At 30.8% G+C, this 22,385-nt stretch carries 26 protein-coding genes and 1 riboswitch; of the genes, 13 read left to right on the top strand and 13 right to left on the bottom strand.

Features of this window, described 5'->3' with window-relative positions:
• Window positions 1-52 precede the first annotated feature (52 nt).
• A complete protein-coding gene (locus ACJTHF_RS04660) occupies window positions 53-1,435 on the top strand; it encodes an NAD-dependent succinate-semialdehyde dehydrogenase (RefSeq protein WP_084755470.1) in 1,383 nt (460 codons plus the stop codon).
• A 28-nt stretch (window positions 1,436-1,463) separates the two neighbouring features.
• Window positions 1,464-2,306, top strand: a complete 843-nt coding sequence (locus tag ACJTHF_RS04655; protein ID WP_078355935.1) for an aldo/keto reductase — start codon at window positions 1,464-1,466, stop codon at window positions 2,304-2,306.
• Window positions 2,307-2,395: 89 nt separating this feature from the next.
• On the opposite strand, the gene ACJTHF_RS04650 is transcribed toward ACJTHF_RS04655, so the two are convergent.
• From ACJTHF_RS04650 to ACJTHF_RS04635, 4 genes are read right to left on the bottom strand one after another with little or no spacing between them, the layout of a single operon-like run.
• Window positions 2,396-2,743, bottom strand: a complete 348-nt coding sequence (locus tag ACJTHF_RS04650; RefSeq protein WP_058591988.1) for a fluoride efflux transporter FluC — start codon at window positions 2,741-2,743, stop codon at window positions 2,396-2,398.
• Window positions 2,740-3,105: a fluoride efflux transporter CrcB gene (gene crcB, locus ACJTHF_RS04645; protein WP_058591989.1), complete on the bottom strand. Its 366-nt coding sequence runs from the start codon at window positions 3,103-3,105 to the stop codon at window positions 2,740-2,742. The genes ACJTHF_RS04650 and crcB overlap by 4 nt, the downstream gene beginning before the upstream one ends.
• A gap of 43 nt (window positions 3,106-3,148) precedes the next feature.
• The gene (locus ACJTHF_RS04640; protein ID WP_078355934.1) at window positions 3,149-3,451 is read right to left on the bottom strand and encodes a hypothetical protein; all 303 of its coding nucleotides are present in this window, start codon (window positions 3,449-3,451) and stop codon (window positions 3,149-3,151) included.
• 46 nt (window positions 3,452-3,497) lie between these two features.
• Window positions 3,498-4,346, bottom strand: coding sequence for a hypothetical protein (locus ACJTHF_RS04635; protein ID WP_048539520.1), 849 nt, complete (start codon window positions 4,344-4,346; stop codon window positions 3,498-3,500).
• A gap of 197 nt (window positions 4,347-4,543) precedes the next feature.
• Here ACJTHF_RS04635 and ACJTHF_RS04630 point away from each other — a divergent pair, with 197 nt between their 5' ends.
• The 3 genes from ACJTHF_RS04630 to ACJTHF_RS04620 all read left to right on the top strand — a co-directional run bounded on the left by ACJTHF_RS04630 (window position 4,544) and on the right by ACJTHF_RS04620 (window position 6,694).
• Window positions 4,544-5,254, top strand: coding sequence for a transaldolase (locus ACJTHF_RS04630; RefSeq protein WP_058591991.1), 711 nt, complete (start codon window positions 4,544-4,546; stop codon window positions 5,252-5,254).
• Between the two features lie 321 nt (window positions 5,255-5,575).
• Window positions 5,576-6,433 carry a cation diffusion facilitator family transporter gene (locus ACJTHF_RS04625; RefSeq protein ID WP_078355933.1) on the top strand — a complete coding sequence of 286 codons (858 nt, stop codon included), beginning with the start codon at window positions 5,576-5,578 and terminating at the stop codon, window positions 6,431-6,433.
• 96 nt (window positions 6,434-6,529) lie between these two features.
• On the top strand, window positions 6,530-6,694 hold the full coding sequence (locus ACJTHF_RS04620; protein WP_162841912.1) for a hypothetical protein: 165 nt from the start codon (window positions 6,530-6,532) through the stop codon (window positions 6,692-6,694).
• Window positions 6,695-6,791: 97 nt separating this feature from the next.
• On the opposite strand, the gene ACJTHF_RS04615 is transcribed toward ACJTHF_RS04620, so the two are convergent.
• On the bottom strand, window positions 6,792-8,141 hold the full coding sequence (locus ACJTHF_RS04615; RefSeq protein ID WP_107603220.1) for a PepSY-associated TM helix domain-containing protein: 1,350 nt from the start codon (window positions 8,139-8,141) through the stop codon (window positions 6,792-6,794).
• Between the two features lie 211 nt (window positions 8,142-8,352).
• On the opposite strand from ACJTHF_RS04615, the gene ACJTHF_RS04610 reads away from it, so the two are divergent.
• Together ACJTHF_RS04610 and ACJTHF_RS04605 are read left to right on the top strand one after the other, a co-directional pair.
• Window positions 8,353-8,742, top strand: coding sequence for a hypothetical protein (locus ACJTHF_RS04610; RefSeq protein WP_058591994.1), 390 nt, complete (start codon window positions 8,353-8,355; stop codon window positions 8,740-8,742).
• 66 nt (window positions 8,743-8,808) lie between these two features.
• Window positions 8,809-9,441, top strand: a complete 633-nt coding sequence (locus ACJTHF_RS04605) for an HAD family hydrolase (protein ID WP_058591995.1) — start codon at window positions 8,809-8,811, stop codon at window positions 9,439-9,441.
• Here ACJTHF_RS04605 and ACJTHF_RS04600 read toward each other — a convergent pair.
• On the bottom strand, window positions 9,432-10,103 hold the full coding sequence (locus tag ACJTHF_RS04600) for a helix-turn-helix domain-containing protein (RefSeq protein WP_158258787.1): 672 nt from the start codon (window positions 10,101-10,103) through the stop codon (window positions 9,432-9,434). The two genes, ACJTHF_RS04605 and ACJTHF_RS04600, sit on opposite strands and share 10 nt — an antisense overlap.
• A gap of 97 nt (window positions 10,104-10,200) precedes the next feature.
• Between ACJTHF_RS04600 and ACJTHF_RS04595 the strand changes: the two genes are divergently transcribed.
• Both ACJTHF_RS04595 and ACJTHF_RS04590 read left to right on the top strand, forming a co-directional pair.
• Entirely contained in the window at window positions 10,201-10,656 is a 456-nt protein-coding gene (locus tag ACJTHF_RS04595; protein ID WP_078355930.1) for a hypothetical protein, read from the top strand.
• 24 nt (window positions 10,657-10,680) lie between these two features.
• On the top strand, window positions 10,681-11,502 hold the full coding sequence (locus ACJTHF_RS04590) for a DUF5996 family protein (protein ID WP_084755484.1): 822 nt from the start codon (window positions 10,681-10,683) through the stop codon (window positions 11,500-11,502).
• 25 nt (window positions 11,503-11,527) lie between these two features.
• Here the strand turns inward: ACJTHF_RS04590 and ACJTHF_RS04585 are convergent, their stop codons facing one another.
• The gene (locus ACJTHF_RS04585; RefSeq protein WP_232157095.1) at window positions 11,528-12,016 is read right to left on the bottom strand and encodes a competence protein ComK; all 489 of its coding nucleotides are present in this window, start codon (window positions 12,014-12,016) and stop codon (window positions 11,528-11,530) included.
• 74 nt (window positions 12,017-12,090) lie between these two features.
• A complete protein-coding gene (locus ACJTHF_RS04580) occupies window positions 12,091-12,567 on the bottom strand; it encodes a sigma-70 family RNA polymerase sigma factor (protein WP_107603218.1) in 477 nt (158 codons plus the stop codon).
• 278 nt (window positions 12,568-12,845) lie between these two features.
• Here ACJTHF_RS04580 and ACJTHF_RS04575 point away from each other — a divergent pair, with 278 nt between their 5' ends.
• Both ACJTHF_RS04575 and ACJTHF_RS04570 read left to right on the top strand, forming a co-directional pair.
• Entirely contained in the window at window positions 12,846-13,067 is a 222-nt protein-coding gene (locus tag ACJTHF_RS04575; RefSeq protein ID WP_025905232.1) for a hypothetical protein, read from the top strand.
• A 186-nt stretch (window positions 13,068-13,253) separates the two neighbouring features.
• On the top strand, window positions 13,254-14,183 hold the full coding sequence (locus tag ACJTHF_RS04570) for an N-acetylglucosaminidase (RefSeq protein ID WP_048539530.1): 930 nt from the start codon (window positions 13,254-13,256) through the stop codon (window positions 14,181-14,183).
• A gap of 403 nt (window positions 14,184-14,586) precedes the next feature.
• Here the strand turns inward: ACJTHF_RS04570 and ACJTHF_RS04565 are convergent, their stop codons facing one another.
• From ACJTHF_RS04565 to ACJTHF_RS04545, 5 genes are all read right to left on the bottom strand, one after another.
• Window positions 14,587-15,420, bottom strand: coding sequence for a DUF6612 family protein (locus ACJTHF_RS04565; RefSeq protein WP_232157096.1), 834 nt, complete (start codon window positions 15,418-15,420; stop codon window positions 14,587-14,589).
• Window positions 15,421-15,588: 168 nt separating this feature from the next.
• Window positions 15,589-16,278 (bottom strand): ABC transporter permease, encoded by a 690-nt coding sequence (locus ACJTHF_RS04560; protein ID WP_058592000.1) that lies wholly within the window; start codon window positions 16,276-16,278, stop codon window positions 15,589-15,591.
• Window positions 16,278-17,231, bottom strand: a complete 954-nt coding sequence (locus tag ACJTHF_RS04555; RefSeq protein WP_058592001.1) for an osmoprotectant ABC transporter substrate-binding protein — start codon at window positions 17,229-17,231, stop codon at window positions 16,278-16,280. Before ACJTHF_RS04555 ends, ACJTHF_RS04560 begins: the two co-directional genes overlap by 1 nt.
• Window positions 17,232-17,246: 15 nt before the next feature.
• Window positions 17,247-17,882 (bottom strand): ABC transporter permease, encoded by a 636-nt coding sequence (locus tag ACJTHF_RS04550; RefSeq protein WP_025905237.1) that lies wholly within the window; start codon window positions 17,880-17,882, stop codon window positions 17,247-17,249.
• A gap of 13 nt (window positions 17,883-17,895) precedes the next feature.
• Window positions 17,896-19,050, bottom strand: a complete 1,155-nt coding sequence (locus ACJTHF_RS04545) for a betaine/proline/choline family ABC transporter ATP-binding protein (protein WP_048539534.1) — start codon at window positions 19,048-19,050, stop codon at window positions 17,896-17,898.
• Between the two features lie 253 nt (window positions 19,051-19,303).
• Between ACJTHF_RS04545 and ACJTHF_RS04540 the strand changes: the two genes are divergently transcribed.
• Together ACJTHF_RS04540 and ribD are read left to right on the top strand one after the other, a co-directional pair.
• Window positions 19,304-20,818, top strand: coding sequence for an FAD/NAD(P)-binding protein (locus tag ACJTHF_RS04540; RefSeq protein WP_078355926.1), 1,515 nt, complete (start codon window positions 19,304-19,306; stop codon window positions 20,816-20,818).
• 242 nt (window positions 20,819-21,060) lie between these two features.
• A riboswitch (FMN riboswitch) is annotated at window positions 21,061-21,193 on the top strand.
• A 143-nt stretch (window positions 21,194-21,336) separates the two neighbouring features.
• Window positions 21,337-22,383, top strand: a complete 1,047-nt coding sequence (gene ribD, locus ACJTHF_RS04535; protein WP_078355925.1) for a bifunctional diaminohydroxyphosphoribosylaminopyrimidine deaminase/5-amino-6-(5-phosphoribosylamino)uracil reductase RibD — start codon at window positions 21,337-21,339, stop codon at window positions 22,381-22,383.
• Window positions 22,384-22,385 lie beyond the last annotated feature (2 nt).

The following is a 22,385-nucleotide window of genomic DNA, read 5'->3' as shown; positions in this document are numbered from 1 at the left end:
AGCGCTGCATATTATGTAGCGCTATTTTTATACTAAAAAGGTGGTTATAAGTATGGTAAAAGAAAATTTTGAAGTTAAAAATCCTGCAACTGGTGAAGTAATCGAAACGATTAAAAACAATACGGAAGAAGATATTAACAGCAAGATTGAAAAGGCACATGATGCTTTTCAAACATACAAAAAGAAACCAGCTCATGAACGTAGTGCATTGTTATATAAATGGTATGAATTGATTCTCGAAAATAAAGAAGAAATTGCCTTAATTATGACAAAAGAAAGTGGGAAGCCATTAAAAGAAGCTTTAGGTGAAGTAAAATATGCGTCAGATTATATATTATGGTTTGCTGAAGAAGCTAAACGTACATATGGTAGAACTATTCCAGAACATGTTGATAACAAACGACTCATCGTTACACGTGCACCTGTTGGCGTTGTAGCGAGCATAACACCTTGGAACTTCCCAGCAGCGATGATGACTAGAAAAGCAGCACCAGCATTAGCAGCAGGGTGTACATTTATATGTAAGCCAGCACAAGATACACCTCTTACAACAATGAAATTAGTTGATCTTGCACATGAAGCAGGATTTGATCAAAGTGTTATCCAATATGTAAATGGTTCAGGTAAAGACGTCGGTGCAATTTTCACAAAGCATTCTTTAATTTCAAAAATTACTTATACAGGTTCAACGCCTGTAGGTAAGCAATTAATGGAACAATCTAGTTCGACATTGAAGAAAGTAACGCTTGAATTAGGTGGTCATGCACCTTTAATTGTTCACGAAGATGCAAATATAGATAAAGCAGTTCAAGGAACAATTGCATCTAAATTCAGAAATGCAGGACAAACTTGTGTATGTGCAAATAGAATTTACGTACAAGAATCTATTAAAGACGCGTTTGAAGATGCGCTCAGAACAGAGGTCAGTAAATTAAAAGTAGGCGATGGTCAAGATGAATCAACAGATATAGGTCCTGTTATTAACGTAGATGGTTTTGAAAAAATTAAATCTCATATTGAAGATGCAACAAGTAAAGGCGCACGTGTGATTACTGGAGGGGATAGCTATAAAGATGGTGGTTATTTTATTACACCAACTGTTCTATCTGACGTTTCAGACGATATGAAAATCATGGTAGAAGAAACATTCGGACCAGTAGCACCAATTCAAACTTATAAAGATTTAGATGAAGTTATCATAAAAGCAAACGATACACCATTTGGTTTGGCAGCATATTTCTTTACTGAAAACTATAGTAATGGTATAAAGTTGTATGAGAACTTAGATTATGGTGTAATTGGTTGGAACGATGGTGGACCAAGTGCAGCTCATATTCCATTCGGTGGAATGAAGGAAAGTGGATTTGGTAGAGAAGGTGGTTCAGAAGGTATTGAACCATATTTAGAAACTAAAGTTGTTTCAATTTTAATTTAAGTATCGTCTAAAATTAGGAGGCAGTAAAATGACACAGAAAATAATTGAGTTTTACAACGGAAATTCTATACCAGCTTTAGGGTTAGGGACATTCAGAGTAGAAAATAATGATGAATGTAGAGAAGCGGTTAAACATGCTATTATAAGTGGTTATAGACATATAGATACTGCTCAAACTTATCACAACGAAGAAAAAGTCGGACAAGGTATCAAAGAAGGATTAGAAGCAACAGGATTAAATAGAGAAGATTTATTTATTACAACTAAACTTTGGATGACAGATTACGGTAGAGAGAATGTTCAATCAGCCTATGAAGCATCTTTAAAAAGATTAGGTTTAGATTATGTAGATTTATATTTAATCCATTGGCCAGGTCAAGATAAAGATCTTATTACTGAAACATGGAAATCTATGGAAGATTTATACAATGAAGGTAAACTTAAAAACATTGGTGTAAGTAACTTCCATGTACATCATTTAGAAGAATTATTACAAGAAGCTTCTATTAAACCAGTTATTAATCAAATAGAATGTCATCCATACTTAACTCAAAAAGAATTAAGAACGTATTTAGAAGCACAAAAAATTGTTGCACAATCATGGTCTCCTTTAATGAACGGACAAATACTGGAAGATGAAGTTGTAAAAGAAATTGCAAATGAGTTAGGTAAAACACCAGCTCAAGTTATTATAAGATGGAATATTGATGAAAATATTGTTGTTATTCCTAAATCAGTAACACCATCAAGAATTGAAGAAAACTTAAACGTATTTGATTTTGAGTTATCAGAAGATCAACTTTCAAGATTAAATGCTTTAAATAAAGACGAAAGAATCGGACCAGACCCAGAAGTCTTTACTGGTCAATAATTAACACAAAAGGACTGATAAGAAAATTTATTCTTATCAGTCCTTTTTCTTTTGTCTTAGATATAAAGGTACCTATTACGTAAGTGATTTTATAAGTGATATCCTAAATAACATGCTCCAATTGATAGTATGACTGTAGATATTATATAAATAGTCATCATTTTATATGATTTTAATAAGTATCGTTCATAAATTTCTAAAAAGTGAGTAGAGAATGTTGTAAATCCACCGCAAAAGCCTATTGCGATAATTGCATATGAATAAGAATCGTCATTTAAATATTGAGCGGCAAATCCAATTATAAGGCTACCAATTACGTTGACTGTTAAAGTAGCGATTGGGAAGTGGTTTGTATACAGTTTAGTGAAGAATTCATTCACTAAATTTCTGCAAAGTGCACCTATACCTGAACTTATCATAATATATAATAACGTCATGCTTGGTCAGTTCCTTTCCTATAACCTATTGCAATAAATATGAAACCTAGAAGTAAACTAACGAGTAAATAAGTACCTGCAACTAATATATGTCCATGTTCTAGTAGCTCGACTGTTTCTAAGCTTAAAGATGAATAGGTTGTTAAAGCACCTAAGAAGCCTGTTGTTATTAATTTTTTAATATTTGGGTGTAAATTGAAATAGCTAATAAAATATGTAGAGAATATACCCATTAAAAGTGCTCCGATTACGTTAACAGTCAATGTGGGGAATGGGAAGGCGTCATTAGTGATCGTTAACGAAACTAAATATCTTAGCCCTCCACCTATAGCACCGCCTAAAAATATTGCTAAATATACCATTTAATAAACCTCCTCATTAAAAAAAGGAAACATTATGTTTCCCTTAAATTATTCCGAAAAATCTTATTATAACGACAATATGATATAAAATGACGATGAATAAAACGAGTGGTAAAAGTTTATTCAATTTTGAAAGCGTTGTGTGTTTATCAGTTTGATATTTAATTGACTTATCAGTTGTAAAGACAGCAATTAATAATAAAATACCGTTTAAAATACTACTTATTAGTACGAGCGAAACTAAAGAACCAAACATCGTTTCTAAAAGTGGATTTTGTGCACTTAAAAATAAACTAATAATAATAAGTATAATTGATATATAAAAATAGCGTTTAGCTTTATCCATGATGCCCTCCAAAAATTCCGTATAATCGTTTATGTTATCACATAAATTATTTTATTGCATCTAATAATTCCATTACTTCTTCAAAGTCGTCCATTTTTTTACAATGACTAGGAATGATGAAAAGAGAGGTATTCGCATTTTCTTTTAAATCAATAAGCTTTAAATGGGTTTCAATGAAAAGTTCGCCGTTGTATGCTTTGCGCAACAATCTTTTAGTAGGAAGGTCATTCTTTTGAATATTTGAACGGCACCATGCGGCATCGCTACACATAAAAATCATTAAATTAGAAAATGTCATCATTAAGCCGAATTGACCTGGCATGGCTCCTGGCAAATCAAAACTAACTAATGCATCTTGATTAAAGACTTTATATCCTTTACCCAAAATAGGATGTTCAGTTTGTACAAAATCTTCTACAAATTCAATGCGTTCTTTAAAGTTATTTGGCATAACATGAAAGCTTAATTGAAGGTTGTTGTTGGAAACTTGTTGTGTAATAAAATCATGATAAGCTTCACTTGAGGTTATGATAGTTGCATTTTTAAATGCGTTTAAATAACCGAGATGATGGCTTGAAAAGTTTGTGATAATACAATAATCAATTTCATCTGGGTGTATATGGTCTTTTAATAATTGGCTTGGTAAAGTTTCATACACTTTATAGTCTTGTCTGCGAAATAATTTTAAAGTTTTTAAATCAGTACTTGGTTTAACATGTTCTGAAAAGCCTGTGTTAATGAGTATTTTGAAATCGTTAATTTCTAAATAATAGGAAAAAATATAGTAACGCTCAACTCGGCTCGTAGGGCTATTATTGATGACTGCTTCGTCACCTAAAAATGACCCAGTCGTATAAAGTTTGAAATGCTTTATTGTTTCTATATTATCAGCCATCAAAATACACCACCTAAGCAATTATATTTATATTACTTAAAAAATATTATTTGGTTATTATTAATTCTTATTATGCCATAAAGCACTTCAAAATACATTTAAAATAACTTGGATATTGTGTTTTAATCAAATAGTTTAGTAAGCGATTGCAAATTATGGTACGATAAATGCACAACAAGTAGAAAGGAATGAAATTCATGAGTAATCTTAAAGTACAAGTTTTTGCTGATGGTGCGGACATTGAAGAAATGAAACAAGCCTATCAGAATAAAGAAGTTGATGGTTTTACAACAAATCCAAGTTTAATGAAAAAAGCAGGTGTAACGGATTATAAAACATTTGCTGAAGATGTGGTTAAAGCAATACCAGATGCTTCGATTTCATTTGAAGTATTTGCAGATGATATAGAAACAATGGCTAAAGAAGCAGAAATTTTAAAACAATATGGTGAAAACGTATTTGTCAAAATTCCTGTTGTAAATACACAAGGTGAATCAATGATTCCTTTAATTAAAAAATTATCAGAAAATGATGTTAAAGTTAATGTCACTGCTGTTTATACAATTGAACAAGTTAAAGAAATAGTAGAAGCAATTAAACCAGGTGTTGAAACATACGTTTCTGTATTCGCAGGTAGAATTGCTGATACAGGTGTAGATCCACTACCATTAATGAAAGAAGCAGAAAAAGTTTGTCATAGTAAAGAGGGCGTTAAATTATTATGGGCAAGTTGCCGTGAATTATTTAATGTTATTCAAGCAGACGAAATCGGCGTCGATATCATTACTTGTCCTAAAGATGTGGTAGCAAAAGTACCAAATATCGGAAGAGATATTAATGAATTATCTGTTGATACAGTTCAAGGATTTGCTAAAGATATTAAAGCAAGCGGATTAAGCATTTTATAAGAATGAAGTTCATCAAACCCAGCGAAGTTATCTAACTTTGCTGGGTTTTTAGTTTGCTAAGAAAAATGATTTTTAGGCGTTAGAAAAGTCGGGCGAAGTGTAACTAAGGGCGTCCATAGTAACAAATATCATAAGAACATATATTGAAAATTTTTAGATATATAAATAATATATTATAAGAGAATATGTATTTGAAATATAGGTATACCTAAAACATAAATATGCGAATTAATTTATATTATTTTACGATAACTAATTCATTAACTTGTCTCAAATTTTGTTATATAATCATATTTCAGTGAAAAAATTGGAGTGTTGGAAATGGCAAATAATTTGAGAATTGCACAACGTGGCGCATATATAAGTTTGGTTACTTATATTATTCTTTCTATTTTGAAATTTGCAGTTGGTACAACTTATAATTCATCTGCATTAAAGGCGGATAGTTTAAACAACTTAACAGATATATTTGTTTCTGTGGCAGTACTTATAGGTTTGAAGATTTCAATCAAACCTGCTGATAAAAATCACCCTTACGGACATATGAAGACTGAAAATATTACAACTTTGATTGTATCTTTTATCATTATGTTTGTCGGGATAGAAGTTATTTCTAGCAACATTCCTAAATTACTTCAAGGTGACTATAGTGAACCTAGCACACTGACAATATGGGTTAGTTTTATAAGTGGTATTATAATGATTTTAGTATATTTATTTAATTGGAAGTTAGCGATTAAAACTAAAAGTACATCATTAAAATCAGCAGCAAAAGATAATCTGTCTGATGCGTTAGTCAGTATTGGTACTGGTATTGGTCTTATATTCACACAATTTGGTCTACCTATAATTGATATTATACTTGCTGTTATTCTAGGCTTAATTATTGTTTATACTGGTTTTACTATTTTTAAAGAATCAATATTTACTTTAAGTGATGGTTTTCATGAAAAAGATTTAAATAATTATATAGAAGAAATTGAAAATATAGACGGCGTATTAGACGTGCCATCTATAAAAGGGCGTTATCATGGTAATAGTGTATTTCTTGATGTAACGATCATTGTCGATAAAGATTTAACCCTAGATGAAGCCCATGATATTTGTGATTTAGTTGAACAACAATTAAAAGAAGCAGGCGCATATTCTTCTTATGTTCATCCTGAGCCCAACTTGTAATTAATTTATTATGAAATTAAAATATTAAAATAAATTAAATAAGTATGATATTATTAGTATATGAGTGTTTGATAAATATCTAAGGGGATGTTATTCATGCAAATACTAGGAAAAGGATATGAAAATGACCATCATTATTTTCATGTTATTACTGATAAAAATCATCTTATAAAAGTTAGAGTGCCTGATGATATGGATGATCATGATTTAAGACACTTACTTGAAGCAGTTTGTAACGATTATGACGAGGCTAATAGCTAAGTTTAATGAATATATGAATGCATTTAAATATTTGTATAAAAATAAGCATATCACGTGTTATCTGAATTTAATTTCAGAAGCGTGATATGCTTTTTATTTACACTGTATTTAACTTTTTATGTCGTTTCCATAAGAAGAATTCTATAATAGCGACTGGAATTAGCGATAATCCGAATAATGGCATTGCGATTCCTAATATAACTAAGAATACAATGAGTCCAATTGGAACTTGATTACTAGTTCTTATTGGTGCGCTAAATGAGTTGGATTTCTTTCGTTTCATCCATGATAAGAAACCAAATGTAATGCCGCTAATAAAGGCTAAACAAACTAATAGGTTAATGATTTTATTTGCAGTTCCAAATAGGTGACCTTCATGTAAAGGTATACCGAAACTGAACCATTTACCGATAATACCATAATCATCATAATCTACTTTATCTAAAAGTTTACCTGAGTATTGATCGAAATATGCTGTCGTTTCCTCTTTAGGTGGAACATCTAATCCTGTAACGCCAGTATTACTACTTTTAGAAACGGTAAATACACCTTTTTCATCAGTAGGGTAAACGATAGAGAATGGCTTTTTAATGCCATTTTCTTCAGCATCTGCGATAATATTTTCTAAACTTTGTTGTCCATCTGCACCAATTACATTACTGGTAGAACCATGATGTGCGGCATGTGGATCTTTTTTAGATGAAGGTTTCTCCTTAGTACGCGTTGCCCATGGTAATTCATTATCTTCTGATTCTGGTGGGTTAGCTTTTAACGCTGAATAACCGATCGTTGGATGATCTTCGGCAAATTGGTTAATTTGTTTACCCATAAGCGCTGACCACGGTAAGCCTGTTAGTACGATTATAAATATTGGAATAGCTATAATAAGTCCTATAATCGCGTGTAATCGTCTATTAAATAAGAATGATGATTTCTTTTTAGTTGGTTTCAATGCTTTTGATTTAAAAGTTAAATAAATACCTGATATAATCATAAAAATTGTCCAACATGCTGCTAGCTCAACTAAATAATTTACAAAACTACCACCAACAAATAAAGAACTATGTGTTTCTCTTAATACGTTGGAATATGTATATTTAGCGTTTTGATTTGCAACTCTTTGGTTATGTTCGTCCAAGAAAATATAGCGTGAATCACCATCTTCATTCCCGATGGTAACTCTGTTATTGTATGGCTCGTCCATAATACTGACTTTTTGAATGTCGAATCCTTTATATACATCTCTAATTTCTTGAATAGCATCATCTAATGATTGATGACCCTTCGTTACGCTATCATTGAAAAATTCATCATGGTAAATGTTATTTTCTACATTTGTAAAAAATAAATAACCAATACCAGTAAGTGAGAGTGTTAATAATAAAGGTGTAATAAAGAAAGCAGCATAAAAATGTAACCTTCTCAATGGATTAAAACTTTTGTTCATGTACTCAACCTCTATTTCAAATAATATATAAGTTCTATTTAACGTTATTATTTTTTGAAATAAATTACAATATGGAAACGACGTAATTTTTGAACCTTTCGTGAAAACCGAAAAAATTATGTAATAAATGACTTGAAAATGTAATAATAAAATACTCTAAATATTCAGTTTAAAATGTTAAAATATAAGCAACGGGATGAGGTGAATGACTATGTTAACAAACCTAAAATTATTCAACGATAACGATAATCGTACACAAATTATTAATCAATTTTACACAGGATTAAATCAAGAGAATATACACGATGCTGTTATTTCTTTAGAAGAGAGAAAGTATCATGATTTTCCGCATGGTTCAGTATATTTCAAGAATGATTTATCTAATGCTAAACAAGATGAATTAAACTTAAATGAGTCAGATGGTTTATTTATAATTGAAGAGAACGGGTCCCAAAAAGGATCCATTATTCCATTACATGAAATCGTGCAATATTTAGCGACAAATAGAGAACGCATTGCACTGGAAAAATCACTGAGTTTAATTCAATTAGAGAACATTATCGATCGTTTAGAATTGACACTTAAATCAGAAGATTTATAATCAAAATAAGAGACCGGGATTAAGAATAGTCCTAGTCTCTTATTTTTTAGAATGGAGTGTTTAAACATGTACGATGCAATAATATTTGATTTTGATGGTACGATAATAGATACAGAAATTAATTTATTTAATACTCTAAATAAACATATTGATCAAAAGAATAACGAAAAAATAAGTTTAGATGAATATAAAGCTTCTATCGGATCAGTATCAGAAGAATTAAATGATAAAATATTAAATGCATTAGGTTCGAAAAAGGCTTTAGAAGAGATGTTTGAAGATCATTATGAAGGTACGAAATCTTTACCTATAAAACCAGTGGTCAAAGAATTAATAGATTATGGTCGTGAAAACCAGAAAAAAATGGGTATAGCAACTAGTAGTTATAAAGCGCATATTATGCCTAACATACAAAGATTAGAATTGGATCAATATGTCGATGTTATAAAAGGGCGTGAAGATGTTGCTTTTGTTAAACCCAATCCAGAATTATATATTCAAGCAGCACATGATCTTAATGTAGAACCAGATAAGTGTTTAGCAATTGAAGATACGACGAATGGTGCACAAGCTGCAATAGAAGCTGGAATGGATGTAATCGTTATAACGCATGAAATTACAGAAGATTTGAATTTTGATTCATTAAATATTTTAGCGAAGAATATAGAGGCTGAAGAAATCATCAATCGCTATTTATAATGTGAATATATATTGTATCTTTTTCTAAAATGAAGCGGCGTCATGTTTCGATGATTTTTAAAGACCTTTGTAAAGTGAGCTTGGTCATAAAAACCATATTCTATAGCTATGTCTGAAATAGATTGATTTGTATTGAATATAAGTGCAACAGTAGCTTCAAATAAATGACGTTGCCAATAATGATTGTGGTGGTTATATCTTACATAAGAATCGTTAGTTGGAATTTCAGAATAGGGTGGTTGTTTAACATCATCTAATAGCGTAATGATACTCGTTGAAACATTCGTCGTTAATCTTTCCTTATGATACGGTGCAAGTAGGTTAAGAATATTTAAGTGATTACTTACTTTATCAAATTTGTAAGATTGAATAATGGGAAAGAAATTTTTGAGTAAGAAATATTCATAAATATTTGAAGCTAATGTATATACCATTAATTTATTAATATTAAGTATACATATTTGACCATTAATTGCATAAATAAAGCTATATTCATCAAATGGTACAATGCACAAAAATCCTTTATCCAATGTCATCATGTAATTCGATGTATGATAAAAAATATTAATATAGCCATTTGTGACATATATGATTGATGCATCTTCATTATGATAAATCCATTTATTTTCGTGTGAAATATGGTTGATATTAAAATTAAACATCATTTTCACTCCTTCAAAATAGCAATTTTGAAAAATAATCAACGTATAGATTGATTAATGTTATAATTAAAATATTAATGAATTTTAGAGGTGTGTAATGAATAACGAACAATATAAATCTATTGTTTATAAAAAGCTTTGGTTTATAAATAAAAAAGAAAAAAATTTAGCGCATGAAAAATTAAACCATCATGCAGATAAAAATTTAATCGATAAATATGGTAAACCAAGTAAATTTGTGAATGAATTTGTTGAAAAAGAAATTATAGATAAAGCAACACCACCAAGTAGTTTGTATAAAGTGATTACGTTAGGTGGCTTATTATTTGGAAATGTCTTAATGGCAGGCATTTTAATAACAGCTGCTTTGTTGATATTGGGGACATTTACTTTATATTTTACAAAACCAATTGGTGAAGCATTAACATTACAAGCCTTATATCTTGTCTTAGGTATTGTGCTATTTTATATAGGTTATAAAGGTATCAAATGGGTAAATGCATTCTTTACAAGGCGTTTGCTAATTGCTAGAAGATTTAAAGAATTTTCATAGATTACTGACTAGGGGGTGTTGTAGATGAGCTTGTTATATTTTGATGAATGGCGTGATACACGTGCAACAATAAGATATATTGTTCAAATTATGGGGAAATGTTGTTTAGCTGTGAATACACCTGAACCGTTATATAAGCACGTCATGTTAACAGTTAATCAAGTTGGGTTATCTACAGGCGAATTAAAAAAGGACAATCATACATTTGAAATTAACTTAGATTTAATTGATCAGTTAATAGTCGTTAAAATAGATGAAAAAGAAGAAACTATGATCGTCAAATCAGGACGTACGATTCAAGAATATTATCAATTTATATTTGATACATTGCATGATAACGGCATTGATATCACAATCAATACGAAGCCATATAATATTCCATATGAAAAAACGCTAGATGAAGATGACAAAGAACGAATCTTTAATCCAAAGACTGCATATCATGCACTTAGATTAATGCAGCAAGCTCAATATGATCATTATCAATTTTTACATTCAAGGAATATTAAAGATGTCAAAACAGGTTTGTTTTGGGATAAATTTGATGTAACATCTATTTTTTATGTAGAAGGTAATGATGAGTATACTGTATCACTTTGTTATTACTTTGGAGATAAATATAGAGAGTCTCCTTATTATATTATAAAGATTAATCCTTTTAAACAAGATAAAATCAACTTGAAACAAGTAGAACCATCATATGCTGAATATAATGGTAAAGATGGAAGCTTTTTAATCTATGAAGAAGATTTAGAAAGTATTATTAGAAGAGATGAAGTACTACTGACATTCTTTAATAGTGCATACCAAGCATTGTTATCAGGTGTAAGTAGCAAGTTAATATAGAATGACAAATAAAGCCGTTACGCAATTAGTGCGTAACGACTTTTTTAATATTTACAGAAGGATTTTGACTGTAAAGATGATGCTTTTGAAACTGAATGAGTCTTAATGATTCACCGAGTTTCCTACTGATTATATGATTTTCATGATATATGACTTTAGTTTGCTGATTAATTAATAACAATTTAGTGTAATGTTTGTATGCGTCGATATGAACAATGTGTTTACTGTTAATGAGCATATAATTATAGTTAGATTTTGCGCTTGTTGGAAATAATACGAAATCTTCAGAGGCATATATGAGAATGGGAAGAAGTTTAGAAATGTTTAAGACATATTTAGCGTAATGTTCTCTTGATTTTAAACTTGCCCCTTCAATTTTTAGTGCGTCATTAATAAGATAGGGGATAGAGTGATTGGTATAAACAGTTGATTGATTTAAATATTCAATTTGGAATCTATAAGCTGAATCATCAGAGTATTTCAGTAATGTCATATTAGGATTGATCAAATTCATATGTTGCACCTCCTATATAACATGTTACTTGAATTTTGGGAAAAATATTGTAATTTTTGAAGAAATATTTGTAATTAAATTAAAAAATGTGATTTCAATTTACGTCGCGCATTTTTACGATAATACTTAATGGAGGATTCACTTTTATTTAAATATATCGCAATTTCTTGGGTTGAGAATCCTTGTAATGTTAGCTTTAACCACATGAGTTCATCTTGAGATAAAATCTCTAACATACTAAATGTTTCAAATTGATGAGATTCAATAAAGCTTTGGTCTAACATTTCATGATTTGAAGTGGGTGATACACGGTTTGAATCTTTACTTTGCTTTCTGATGCAGTCAATGAGGTAGTACTTTAATTTCGTATATAAATATTTATCTAGTGAAGTGGTCTTTGAAAAATCGTATCGCTCAATTTCAGTCCATAGTTTAATTAATAACAGTTGATAATAATCTTCGTAACCATATTTGATTTGATATCGATGCAGTAAATAATGAATCATATTTTTATATTGCTTATAATAATGTTCAAATTTGTGTTGTTTCATGTTGTCCTCTTTGGTGAGCATGCACACGGTTATTTCCGGATAAACGCATTGTAAATAATAAATAAGCACTTTAAAAATCAGTTATATATTAAAAAAATGGACAAACTTTAAAATAGAACATAATTTATGAGATTATTTTGAAAAAATAAAGACTTTTTCTCGAAAATATCTTATAAAAACATAGATTGAAATGATTTACATTTTCGCTTCAAACGTGTATATTTGGTTATATATATGGACATATGTTTTATTGGGGCAAAGATTAGGAGGCTCATCATATGGATTACGAACATCTAAATTTAGAACACTTTTTTGCAAGAAATAATGACTTGAATACGATAAGAGATAACGCAGATTTTGTAATGATTAACAACGTAAACAGATTTATGAATTATAGAAATGGCGAAGAAGAGGGTACAATCAATTTAAGCCACTATAACTATAAGAATAGATCAGCGGCAATGTCATTTATATTTATGAATTATTCAACTTATAAATAAGCAAACATACTTTCAAAGCATGTTTGCTTTTTTTGTTGAAATATAATAGTAATTAAAACGTAACATTCTTATTTTTGAATAATAAGCTCTTATCCTATAGAATATAAAGAGTAAACTTTAATACAATTGTAAAAATTAGGTAATAAATTATGATTGATGGTGGTTTACAAATTTAGAGGTGAAACGATGAAAAATGCCAGGCTAGAAACCATTAAAAATTTAGTCATATTATCAATAGTCTTGTTAGTTATTGTTGGCCTGTTTTATTATTTGATTTCAGATCATTTAAAATTTTATGAAGTAGATAAACAAGAAGATAATGTAGAAGTTCCATTAACTTTAAGTAAAGCAGTAAATAAACAATATAAAAATGATACGAAAATGCAAGTAGCAACAGAGTCAGGCAATTGGAAAAATGCAACACGAAGCGAAATTTATGAAGTGATGGATGTAGAAAAAATCTTAAATGATAAAAAACAAGTATATCAATTCTTGAACTTATCAGAGTATCAAGGAATTGAAGAAAAACGAATTCATCATATGTTAAGAAAACAAGAAGTATTAGAAAATTATACAACAGAATTTTTAAATGCTGCTAAGAAAGAGCATGTTAATGAAGTGTATTTAATTTCTCACGCTATATTAGAAACAGGTAATAACAAAAGTGAGTTAGCAAATGGTGTCATGTTAACCGACAAAGGGAAAGTAACGAAATCTAAAGAAGAATCTGATGGTAAAAAGTATTATAACTTTTATGGTGTCGGTGCCTTAGACAGTGATCCTATCGGAACTGGCGCAAATTATGCTAAAAAAAGAGGCTGGGATACACCTCAAAAAGCCATATCAGGTGGCGCGAAGTTTATACATGATCATTATTTATCAAACCCAGAGCAAAATACATTATATAGTATGAGATGGAACCCAGAGAAACCTGGCGTACATCAATACGCAACAGATATCAAATGGGCACAAAGTAATGCACGTATAATAGCAGATTTCTATAACGAACTTAAAACAGAAGGAAAGTACTATATCGTATATAAATACCAAGATACAGATAAGTCACTTTCAATCAAAGCATTAGATGAAAAATTAGATAAACAAGAAGAAAAATAGTAATTAAGAAGACTCGAGACACTTGTCTCGAGTCTTTTTTGTGAAATGAGTATAGAAGTAGTCGTAATGGAAGACTGTTATAAGCAGATTTGGTGAGAAGTGTAAATACTGAGTGTGTTAGTAACACTTCAGTCGAGTTTTGTAATTAAGGCCATCCGTAGTAACAGTTCAGCTTACTTTTGTAACTATAACGGTCCGTAGTAACACTTCGGCTGACTTTTGTAACTAACACCCCTGTTATGAACAAGTTTGGCGAGAAGTGTTCACAAGGCACCCGTTACGAACAAGTATAGCGAAAACTGTTCATAAGGCACTCGTTATAAACAAGTTTAGCGAAATATGTTCACAACACACCTGTCCAAATCAAAAAAGACTCGAGGCATTTACCTCGAGTCTTTACTAATTATGATGCTTTATCTGAACTGTTAGATGAACTACTGCTTGATGAGCTAGATGATCCGCCTTGTAAATCTTCTATCTTTTTAGCGTCTTTTGCTTCATCTGGAATCTTAATTTCATCAATTTCGTTTAACTTATTATAAGTGACGTTTGTCTTCATATCAGCAGTTTCGTCATCTTTAGTTAATTTAGCATTTAATTTGTATGAATCAATTTGATTATCTTTATTTACTTTCAATATAGCGTTACCTTTAACTTTATCAACTTGTGATTCAAATTGCTCTAGTTGATCTTTGTTACCTGAGGCGTTTGCTAATTTAGTGAAATCTTCTTTGTTTTTGATGTCATATGTAAGTTCATATCCATCGTCAACTTTCTTAGCTTTCGCATCTTTAAAAGCATTTAAAGTTTTAGCGTATTTTTCATAATTTAATTGATCTAGAGAACTATCGATATTCATATTTTCTACTTGAGAAGATAAGTCTACCCATTGGTCATCTACTTTAGCAATCATTTTATCGCCTTGTACATAAATTGACATTTTCTGACCAGCTTGGTCCATATCTAATTTTGCTGTTTCTTTTTCATCAACATCCATGCCAACTTCTACAGTTTGACTATCTTCGCCTTTAGCAGAAACTTCGATTTTGTTATCAGTGTGATAGCTTTTAACATCTTTAGCATTGCTTTGTAAGTCTTTTACGACTTGACTAGAACTTTTAGTGTCATCTTTCTTTTCTGATTTTGTATCAGAATCTGAACTGTCTGATCCATTTCCACATGCTGCTAAAATAAGTGTTGATGATAAAAATAAACTTCCAAGTATTCTATATTTCATATTACTTCCTCCTTTGTTTTAACTATACTAACACTATGCAATTCATAATAGCAAAAATTATATAATTACATAAGTTATTAATGTAAATTATTTAAGTTTTTTCTTAGGTGAAAGTATTAAAATAACAATAGTTGATACAATTACTTTTAATATAAATTTCATTTAATATCACTCCGAAAGTGTTTGAGGTTGTGGACCTTTTTGCTTTCTCTTTGTTGGGTCTAATTTCTTTTCAATAAAGCCTAATATTAAATCACTTAGTACTGCTAGTAAAGCGGTAGGGATTGCACCGGCTAAAATAAGTGATGTACCATCAGTAGCGTTTGTACCTCTAATAATGATATCACCAAGTGTAGAAGATCCAATAAATGATCCGATTGCAGTAACACCAATTGCAATAACGAATGCGATTCTTATACCCCCAATCATTACTGATAACGAAAGGGGAAGTTCAACCATCGTTAAGATTTGACGGGATGTCATACCCATACCTTTACCAGCATCTTTAATACTAGAACTTACGTTATTAATACCCGTATACGTATTTTTGATAATCGGTAACAACGCGTATAAGAATACTGTCATTACAACAGTGTTTGAACCAAGTCCCATCACAAGCATTAATATCGCAAGTAGGGCAAGTGCTGGGATTGTTTGAATAATATTAGCTAGCGAAATGACAAAGCCAGATAATTTAGAATATCTAGCAATGAAAATGCCTATTGGTATACCTATTATAACCGCAAATAACACACCATAAACAGAAATAAGTAAATGAGTTAGAAAAAGTTGAAATATATATCCACCATTTGTTGCGTAATAATCGACTAATTGTGACCATACATGATTATCAACCACTATTTCTCACCATCCTTTTCATCGTCAAAATAATTGTGCTTTTTAAGGAATTCCTCAGCTACTACAGCAGGTTCTTTAAGGTTATTATCTGCTTCGTAGTTTAATTTTTGCATTTGTTCTGTAGAGATTTTTCCTCTTAATTTATTCATTGCGCGATCAACGTAAGGTTTTTCTTTAATTAAAGATTTTGTAACTAATGGACTTGCATCGTAAGGAGGGAAGAAATTCAAGTCATCTTCAAGCACAACTAAATCATAGCTCGCAATTCTTCCGTCTGTTGTATAACCTAAAACAACGTCCATTTTACCTGTGTTTAACGCATCATATACAAGGCCAATTTGCATTGGACGAGTACGTTTAAAATCGAAACCATATTTTTCTTTAAATGCTGGGTATCCATCTCCAGGACGTTTCATCCAAGATGAGTCAACGCCAGCTTCTAATTTATTTGCTACTTTTTTCATGTCTGAAACTTTTTTCAGATTGTATTTCTTAGCTGTTTCTTTCGTAACCATCATGGCATAAGTATTTTCGAAACCATATGAACCATACCATTTTTGATCATAATCTTTATTGAACGATTCTCTTACTACTTTTAAAGCTTTTTTAGGATCAGTGATAGGGTCTTTACCCAATGCACCCGTTAAATCAGTTCCCGTATATCTAGCACTTGAAATGTTAACATCTCCACTATTTTGAGCATTAAATGTAACAGTTGATGATCCTAAATTATTGATAAGCTGTATATTATTTTCTTTTACGTTATCTTTTTTAGCTTCATGTTCTATCATCAATTTATCAATATGTCCCATAATTTGTGATTCACTTGTATTTTGCATACCTATTTTTATTGAGTTTTCATCACCTGAAGCGCCAAGAAAAGGTAATGAACATCCAGATAAAATGACAGATAAAGCCATGATAGGCAATAACAGTTTAAAATATCTATTCATGTTTATATTTCCTCCTTATCTTGAAACTTTTAACCCTTTAGGTGTAACCCATAGTTCAACTTTAGAAAGTACAAAGTCCATAATAAGCGCGATTAATGTAACACTTATGGCACCGCCAATAATTAAATCAGGTTGGTATAAGTTCAAACCATTAAAGATAAAGTCACCTAAACCACCAGCACCAATGAAACTTGCTAATGTTGCCCAACTGATTGCATAAACACTTGATAAACGAACGCCACTCATAATGACTGATATAGCAAGTGGTAATTCAATCATGAACATTTCTTGGAATTTTGTCATACCCATACTTAGTCCGGCTGCTTTAACATTTTTATCAACATTATTAATGCCGATATATGTGTTGTTTAAAATCGGTAATAAGATATAAATAAATAATGCTAAAATGGCAGGTAATTTACCAACACCTAAGAAAGGAATCATAAGTGCTAATACTGCTAATGACGGAACGGTTTGTAGAACACTTGCAATAGATAATACAACTTTGGCTAACTTTTTAGTTCGTGTTAATAAAATGCCAAGCGGTATCGCTACGATCATTGCTAAAAGTAAAGCTAATAATGAAATATAGAAGTGTTCCAGTGTCTTCTGAAGTAGTTCGTTTCCGTTAACTTGTAAGAATTCAATCACTATTTTTCACTCCTTATTTGATATCACTTTTTTCAGTTGCTTCTGTTTCCTCGGTTTGTCCCCATATAGAATCGTAAACAATATCTACTAAGCTTGCTCTTGTTATAACACCTTTTATGTAATATTGTTCATCAACAACAGGGATTAATCTCACATTTCGTTTTAAAATTGTACGAACAGAGTCTTGAAGCATCGTACCTGTCTTAACTGTATAAATATCTCGATGCATAATATCGATAATGTCTGATTTTTTACGATATCCTTCGTTTAAATCTTCAATATCAATATATCCAACAAGTTTACCTTTTACATTTGTAATAAATAGGGTATCTACGCGTCGCTCTCTCATAATTGAAACAGCTTCGTCTATTGTCTTCTCAGAAGTGATGGCAATTGGATCTTTCATTGCATCATCAACAACACGTATGTTAGGTCTATCTTGAATAAGTCTGTTTTGACCGATAAACTCGCGTACAAAATCATTAGCTGGATTTTTTAAAATATTGTTTGGTGAATCAAATTGAATGATTTCACCTTGAGACATAATACAAATTCTATCTGCCAATTTAATCGCTTCATCCATATCGTGCGTTACAAATATAATGGTTTTACCAAGTTTTTGTTGTAGTGTCTTTACAAGGTCTTGCAATGTATCTCTTGTAATAGGGTCTAAAGCACCAAATGGTTCGTCCATTAAAATGATATCTTGGTCTGCTGCAAGTGCTCTTACAACACCAATACGTTGTTGTTGTCCACCAGATAATTGAGATGGATATAAATCTAAATATGATTCTGGTAAGTCTACTAATTTGATAAGTTCTTTAGCTTTTTTCTCTTTTTCTTCTTTAGTCCATTTAAGTAATTTAGGTACTAAAACGATATTTTCACGTATCGTCATATGTGGCATTAAACCAATTTGTTGAATGACATAACCTATATTTCTTCTTAAATTAACTGGATTCATCTTGCTTAAATCTTTCCCGTCAAGCGTAATTGTCCCGCTAGTTGGCTCTATCATGCGGTTAATCATTCTTAAAGCAGTTGTCTTCCCGCTACCACTCGTACCTATAAAAGCGATAAATTCACCAGATTCAATTTTCATATTGATGCTGTCTACGGCTTTTTTTCCGCCACGATAAACTTTAGTTAAGTCTTGGATTGATAACATAATACTTCTCCTTTTTTTGAAATTTATAATAATGACGTTTATTATTATAACACAATAGTTGCATAATTATGAAAATCGCCCAAATCGTGTAATTTATGTTTATTGTTATTTAAAAAAAGGAATAAATAAAAAAAAGTGTGAATGAGACTAATGTTATATATAAAGACATGTTATGTTTTTCACATGTATAATAGATTTATAAAATTGAATGATTTTTGCATATTATGCATCGAGAGATTTGGAGGGGTTCAATTTGAAAGTAGCAATAATAGGAATGGGAACTGCTGGTGTTAGTACATTAAACCAATTAGCAAAACATAAAAAATTCAAAAAAATTACGGTAGATATATTTGATAGTGTCGAAGATATGGGTATGGGTAAGCCATTTCAAAATGATAGTGATCGATTACTCATTAACTTACCAGCTAATCAAATGTCTTTAAGTCCAGATGATACGAAAGATTTTAAGAAATGGTATAAGAAAAATGATGATTTTGACTATGGTAAAGCGAAATATTTACCAAGATTAGTATTTGGCCATTATATGAAGTCTATTTTAAATGACTTATTAAATAAACACGATAATATATTCGTACATAAGCATAAAGTTGATAGTTGCTATGTCGAAGAAATTAAAGATGAAAGAGGACAATATAAAATAGATGTCTGCTATATAGAAGATGATGAAGCGGTATGCCAAAAGTATGACTATGTCTTTTTGACTATTGGTACTTTACCTTATAAAGATCCGTACAATTTATCTGGATTAAAAGGGTATATTGAATCACCATATCCAACAATTAAAGCATTACGTGATGTTAAAGAAAATGATGATATTGCGATAATTGGAACAGGACTTAGTTCAATAGATGTCATTAGATTTGTAATGGAAAATCATAAACAACTTCCAATAACTGTAGCTTCAAGACATGCTCAATTTCCGACAGTTAGAGGTATTAAACATGAAATCAATTTGAAGTATATTACGAAAGATTCAATAGAAAAGTTAAAAAAGACGCATAAAGGTATCGCACCATTAAAAGAAATAGAAAACCTCTTTGCGAAAGAATGTGAATATCAAAATATTAACTTGAAAAAAATGCTTTATCGATTTAAAAAAGATAATGTAGCGAATATGAAATATGATTTAAGACATGAAGATGAAGTAGGGCATTTTCAATCATTTGTTGAAGAAGTAAAACATCATATGATTCCAGTATGGAATGCCATGACAATCGATGATAAAACGACATTTTTAGAAAAGTATGGGCATCACTTTAAACGTAATGCGAATCCAATGCCTCAATCATCAGCTAAGCAATTAATCGAATGGATTGAAAATGGAGACATTGTCGTTAAAGAAGGATTAGAAAATGTACGAAAATATTACGGTAAATTTAGAATTAAATATGAAGGCGAACAAGAAGAAGCAAGTTATCATTATGTTATTAATGCGACTGGTCCTAAAAAACATTTATCAGAATTGACAGAAGAAGAGCATTTTATTAAAGGATTAGAGAACAAGCAAATTATAGCTGCACATCCATTTGGAGGGATTCTAGTAATGCCATATTCAAATGAAGTTATTAGCCCTAAATTCGGTACAATGCCTAATTTAAAAGTGATTGGACAATTAACAAGTGGTGTTAATTTTGATGTAAATGGCGTTTCATTATTAGTCGATCAATCCGTAAGAGCCGTAAATGATTTATACGTTGAATTAGAAGAAAGAAAAAAAGTTAAAAAGGCGAAATCTAAAAAGAAATAGTATAGAGGAAGTTGAAATGTAAGCTTGAGACAGTGTTTAATGTCTCAAGCTTCATTTTATGTACGGATGATTGGGTAGTTAGAAGCAGTTTTGGTACAAAGTGCAAATACTGGTGTCGTTATCAGCATTTTAAAACCATCACACAAATACAAACTATATAAATTTAACTTCTTCATTTGTAATTCTTAGTGAAATGGTATAGAATGATGTCATCAGTGATTACTGATATATAATTTAATAATATATTCTTTCGGGGCAGGGTGAAATTCCCAACCGGCGGTATAATAGCCCGCGACCCATAAGTGAATTTTCATTTATGGCTGATTCAGTAACATTCTGAAGCCGACAGTATAGTCTGGATGGGAGAAAGAATAGACGACAGCGTATGCTATACGCTTATTTCGTTATACTTAAAATGTTAAAGTCTTTTTTCATAAAAGGCTTATTTCGTGATACATTTTTACTCCCAACCACCGAAAAGTGATTTTCGGTGGTTTTTATTTTTAGGAGGTAAAGAAATGAATCAATATTTAGATTTTGCAATTGATTTAGCTGAACGTGTACAAGGACAGACGGGTACGAATCCTTCTGTTGGTGCAGTTATTGTTAAAAATCATAAAATCATAGGTTTTGGTGCACATTTAAAAAAAGGTGAAGCACATGCTGAAATACAAGCTTTAAAAATGGCAGGTGAAGAAGCTCAAGGTGCAACAATATATGTTTCTTTAGAACCTTGTTCACACTATGGTTTAACACCACCATGTGCTAAAGCGATTATCGACAACGGTATTCAATCAGTTGTATATGCAGTCAAAGATGGTTCTCTTAAAAATAGTGGTCATGAAATGTTGTACGAAGCTGGAATAGATGTAAAACATGAGCCTTCTAAAAGAGCAGAAGACTTATATGAGGCATTTTTTCATCAACAACAAACGAATTTACCATTTATTACTTTGAAAATTTCTACGAGTCTAGATGGTAAAGTTGCGACAGATTACAAAGAAAGTAAATGGATTACATCTAAAGAAGTTAAACAAGATGTATTAAAATTGCGCTCACAACATGATGCAATTATTACAGGTGGGATGACAGTTCGTGAAGATAATCCATTATTAACTACTCGTAATTCCAATTTAAGTAATCCAACTAGAATTGTTTTAACAGAGCAATCACACTTTGGTGGTGATTATGAAATATTCAAAGATGAAGATAATCCTGTTATTGTTGTAACGAGTTCGGAATCATTTCACACGTACGAGTACCAGCATATTAAAGTTAAGAACAGTGATTTATCAAATTTAAAAACGATTATAAAAGATTTATATGAAGATGGATATGCTCAAGTGATGGTTGAAGCAGGTCCTAAACTTGTAAGTCAGTTTATTGAACAAGACTTAGTAGACCAATTAATTATTTATCAAGCCCCGAAGATGATTGGTGGTCAAGGAAAATATCAATATTATCAAACGCAAGATGTCGTTCCTTTATCCAATAGTAAATTATTTCAAATTATATCAACAGAAATCATTGGTGGAGATCTTAAAATAACATTAAGAAAGAAGTGACA

This window comes from Mammaliicoccus sp. RAM2 (assembly GCF_045897195.1).
GTDB lineage: Bacteria > Bacillota > Bacilli > Staphylococcales > Staphylococcaceae > Mammaliicoccus > Mammaliicoccus sciuri.
Note: the sequence above shows the minus strand (reverse complement) of the source record. Positions and strands in the feature narration are given on the sequence as shown.

Excerpts from the sequence above, each read along its gene's own strand:
- ACJTHF_RS04595 (WP_078355930.1), top strand. The coding sequence starts at position 10,201 with ATGAATAACGAACAATATAAATCTATTGTTTATAAAAAGCTTTGGTTT.
- ACJTHF_RS04590 (WP_084755484.1), top strand. The coding sequence starts at position 10,681 with ATGAGCTTGTTATATTTTGATGAATGGCGTGATACACGTGCAACAATA.
- ACJTHF_RS04565 (WP_232157096.1), bottom strand. The coding sequence starts at position 15,420 with ATGAAATATAGAATACTTGGAAGTTTATTTTTATCATCAACACTTATT.
- ACJTHF_RS04640 (WP_078355934.1), bottom strand. The coding sequence starts at position 3,451 with ATGGATAAAGCTAAACGCTATTTTTATATATCAATTATACTTATTATT.
- ACJTHF_RS04605 (WP_058591995.1), top strand. The coding sequence starts at position 8,809 with ATGTACGATGCAATAATATTTGATTTTGATGGTACGATAATAGATACA.
- ACJTHF_RS04570 (WP_048539530.1), top strand. The coding sequence starts at position 13,254 with ATGAAAAATGCCAGGCTAGAAACCATTAAAAATTTAGTCATATTATCA.
- ACJTHF_RS04625 (WP_078355933.1), top strand. The coding sequence starts at position 5,576 with ATGGCAAATAATTTGAGAATTGCACAACGTGGCGCATATATAAGTTTG.
- ACJTHF_RS04635 (WP_048539520.1), bottom strand. The coding sequence starts at position 4,346 with ATGGCTGATAATATAGAAACAATAAAGCATTTCAAACTTTATACGACT.
- ACJTHF_RS04660 (WP_084755470.1), top strand. The coding sequence starts at position 53 with ATGGTAAAAGAAAATTTTGAAGTTAAAAATCCTGCAACTGGTGAAGTA.
- ACJTHF_RS04610 (WP_058591994.1), top strand. The coding sequence starts at position 8,353 with ATGTTAACAAACCTAAAATTATTCAACGATAACGATAATCGTACACAA.
- ACJTHF_RS04580 (WP_107603218.1), bottom strand. The coding sequence starts at position 12,567 with ATGAAACAACACAAATTTGAACATTATTATAAGCAATATAAAAATATG.
- ACJTHF_RS04585 (WP_232157095.1), bottom strand. The coding sequence starts at position 12,016 with ATGAATTTGATCAATCCTAATATGACATTACTGAAATACTCTGATGAT.
- crcB (WP_058591989.1), bottom strand. The coding sequence starts at position 3,105 with ATGGTATATTTAGCAATATTTTTAGGCGGTGCTATAGGTGGAGGGCTA.
- ACJTHF_RS04575 (WP_025905232.1), top strand. The coding sequence starts at position 12,846 with ATGGATTACGAACATCTAAATTTAGAACACTTTTTTGCAAGAAATAAT.
- ribD (WP_078355925.1), top strand. The coding sequence starts at position 21,337 with ATGAATCAATATTTAGATTTTGCAATTGATTTAGCTGAACGTGTACAA.
- ACJTHF_RS04620 (WP_162841912.1), top strand. The coding sequence starts at position 6,530 with ATGCAAATACTAGGAAAAGGATATGAAAATGACCATCATTATTTTCAT.
- ACJTHF_RS04555 (WP_058592001.1), bottom strand. The coding sequence starts at position 17,231 with ATGAATAGATATTTTAAACTGTTATTGCCTATCATGGCTTTATCTGTC.
- ACJTHF_RS04600 (WP_158258787.1), bottom strand. The coding sequence starts at position 10,103 with ATGTTTAATTTTAATATCAACCATATTTCACACGAAAATAAATGGATT.
- ACJTHF_RS04630 (WP_058591991.1), top strand. The coding sequence starts at position 4,544 with ATGAGTAATCTTAAAGTACAAGTTTTTGCTGATGGTGCGGACATTGAA.
- ACJTHF_RS04545 (WP_048539534.1), bottom strand. The coding sequence starts at position 19,050 with ATGTTATCAATCCAAGACTTAACTAAAGTTTATCGTGGCGGAAAAAAA.
- ACJTHF_RS04615 (WP_107603220.1), bottom strand. The coding sequence starts at position 8,141 with ATGAACAAAAGTTTTAATCCATTGAGAAGGTTACATTTTTATGCTGCT.
- ACJTHF_RS04650 (WP_058591988.1), bottom strand. The coding sequence starts at position 2,743 with ATGACGTTATTATATATTATGATAAGTTCAGGTATAGGTGCACTTTGC.
- ACJTHF_RS04655 (WP_078355935.1), top strand. The coding sequence starts at position 1,464 with ATGACACAGAAAATAATTGAGTTTTACAACGGAAATTCTATACCAGCT.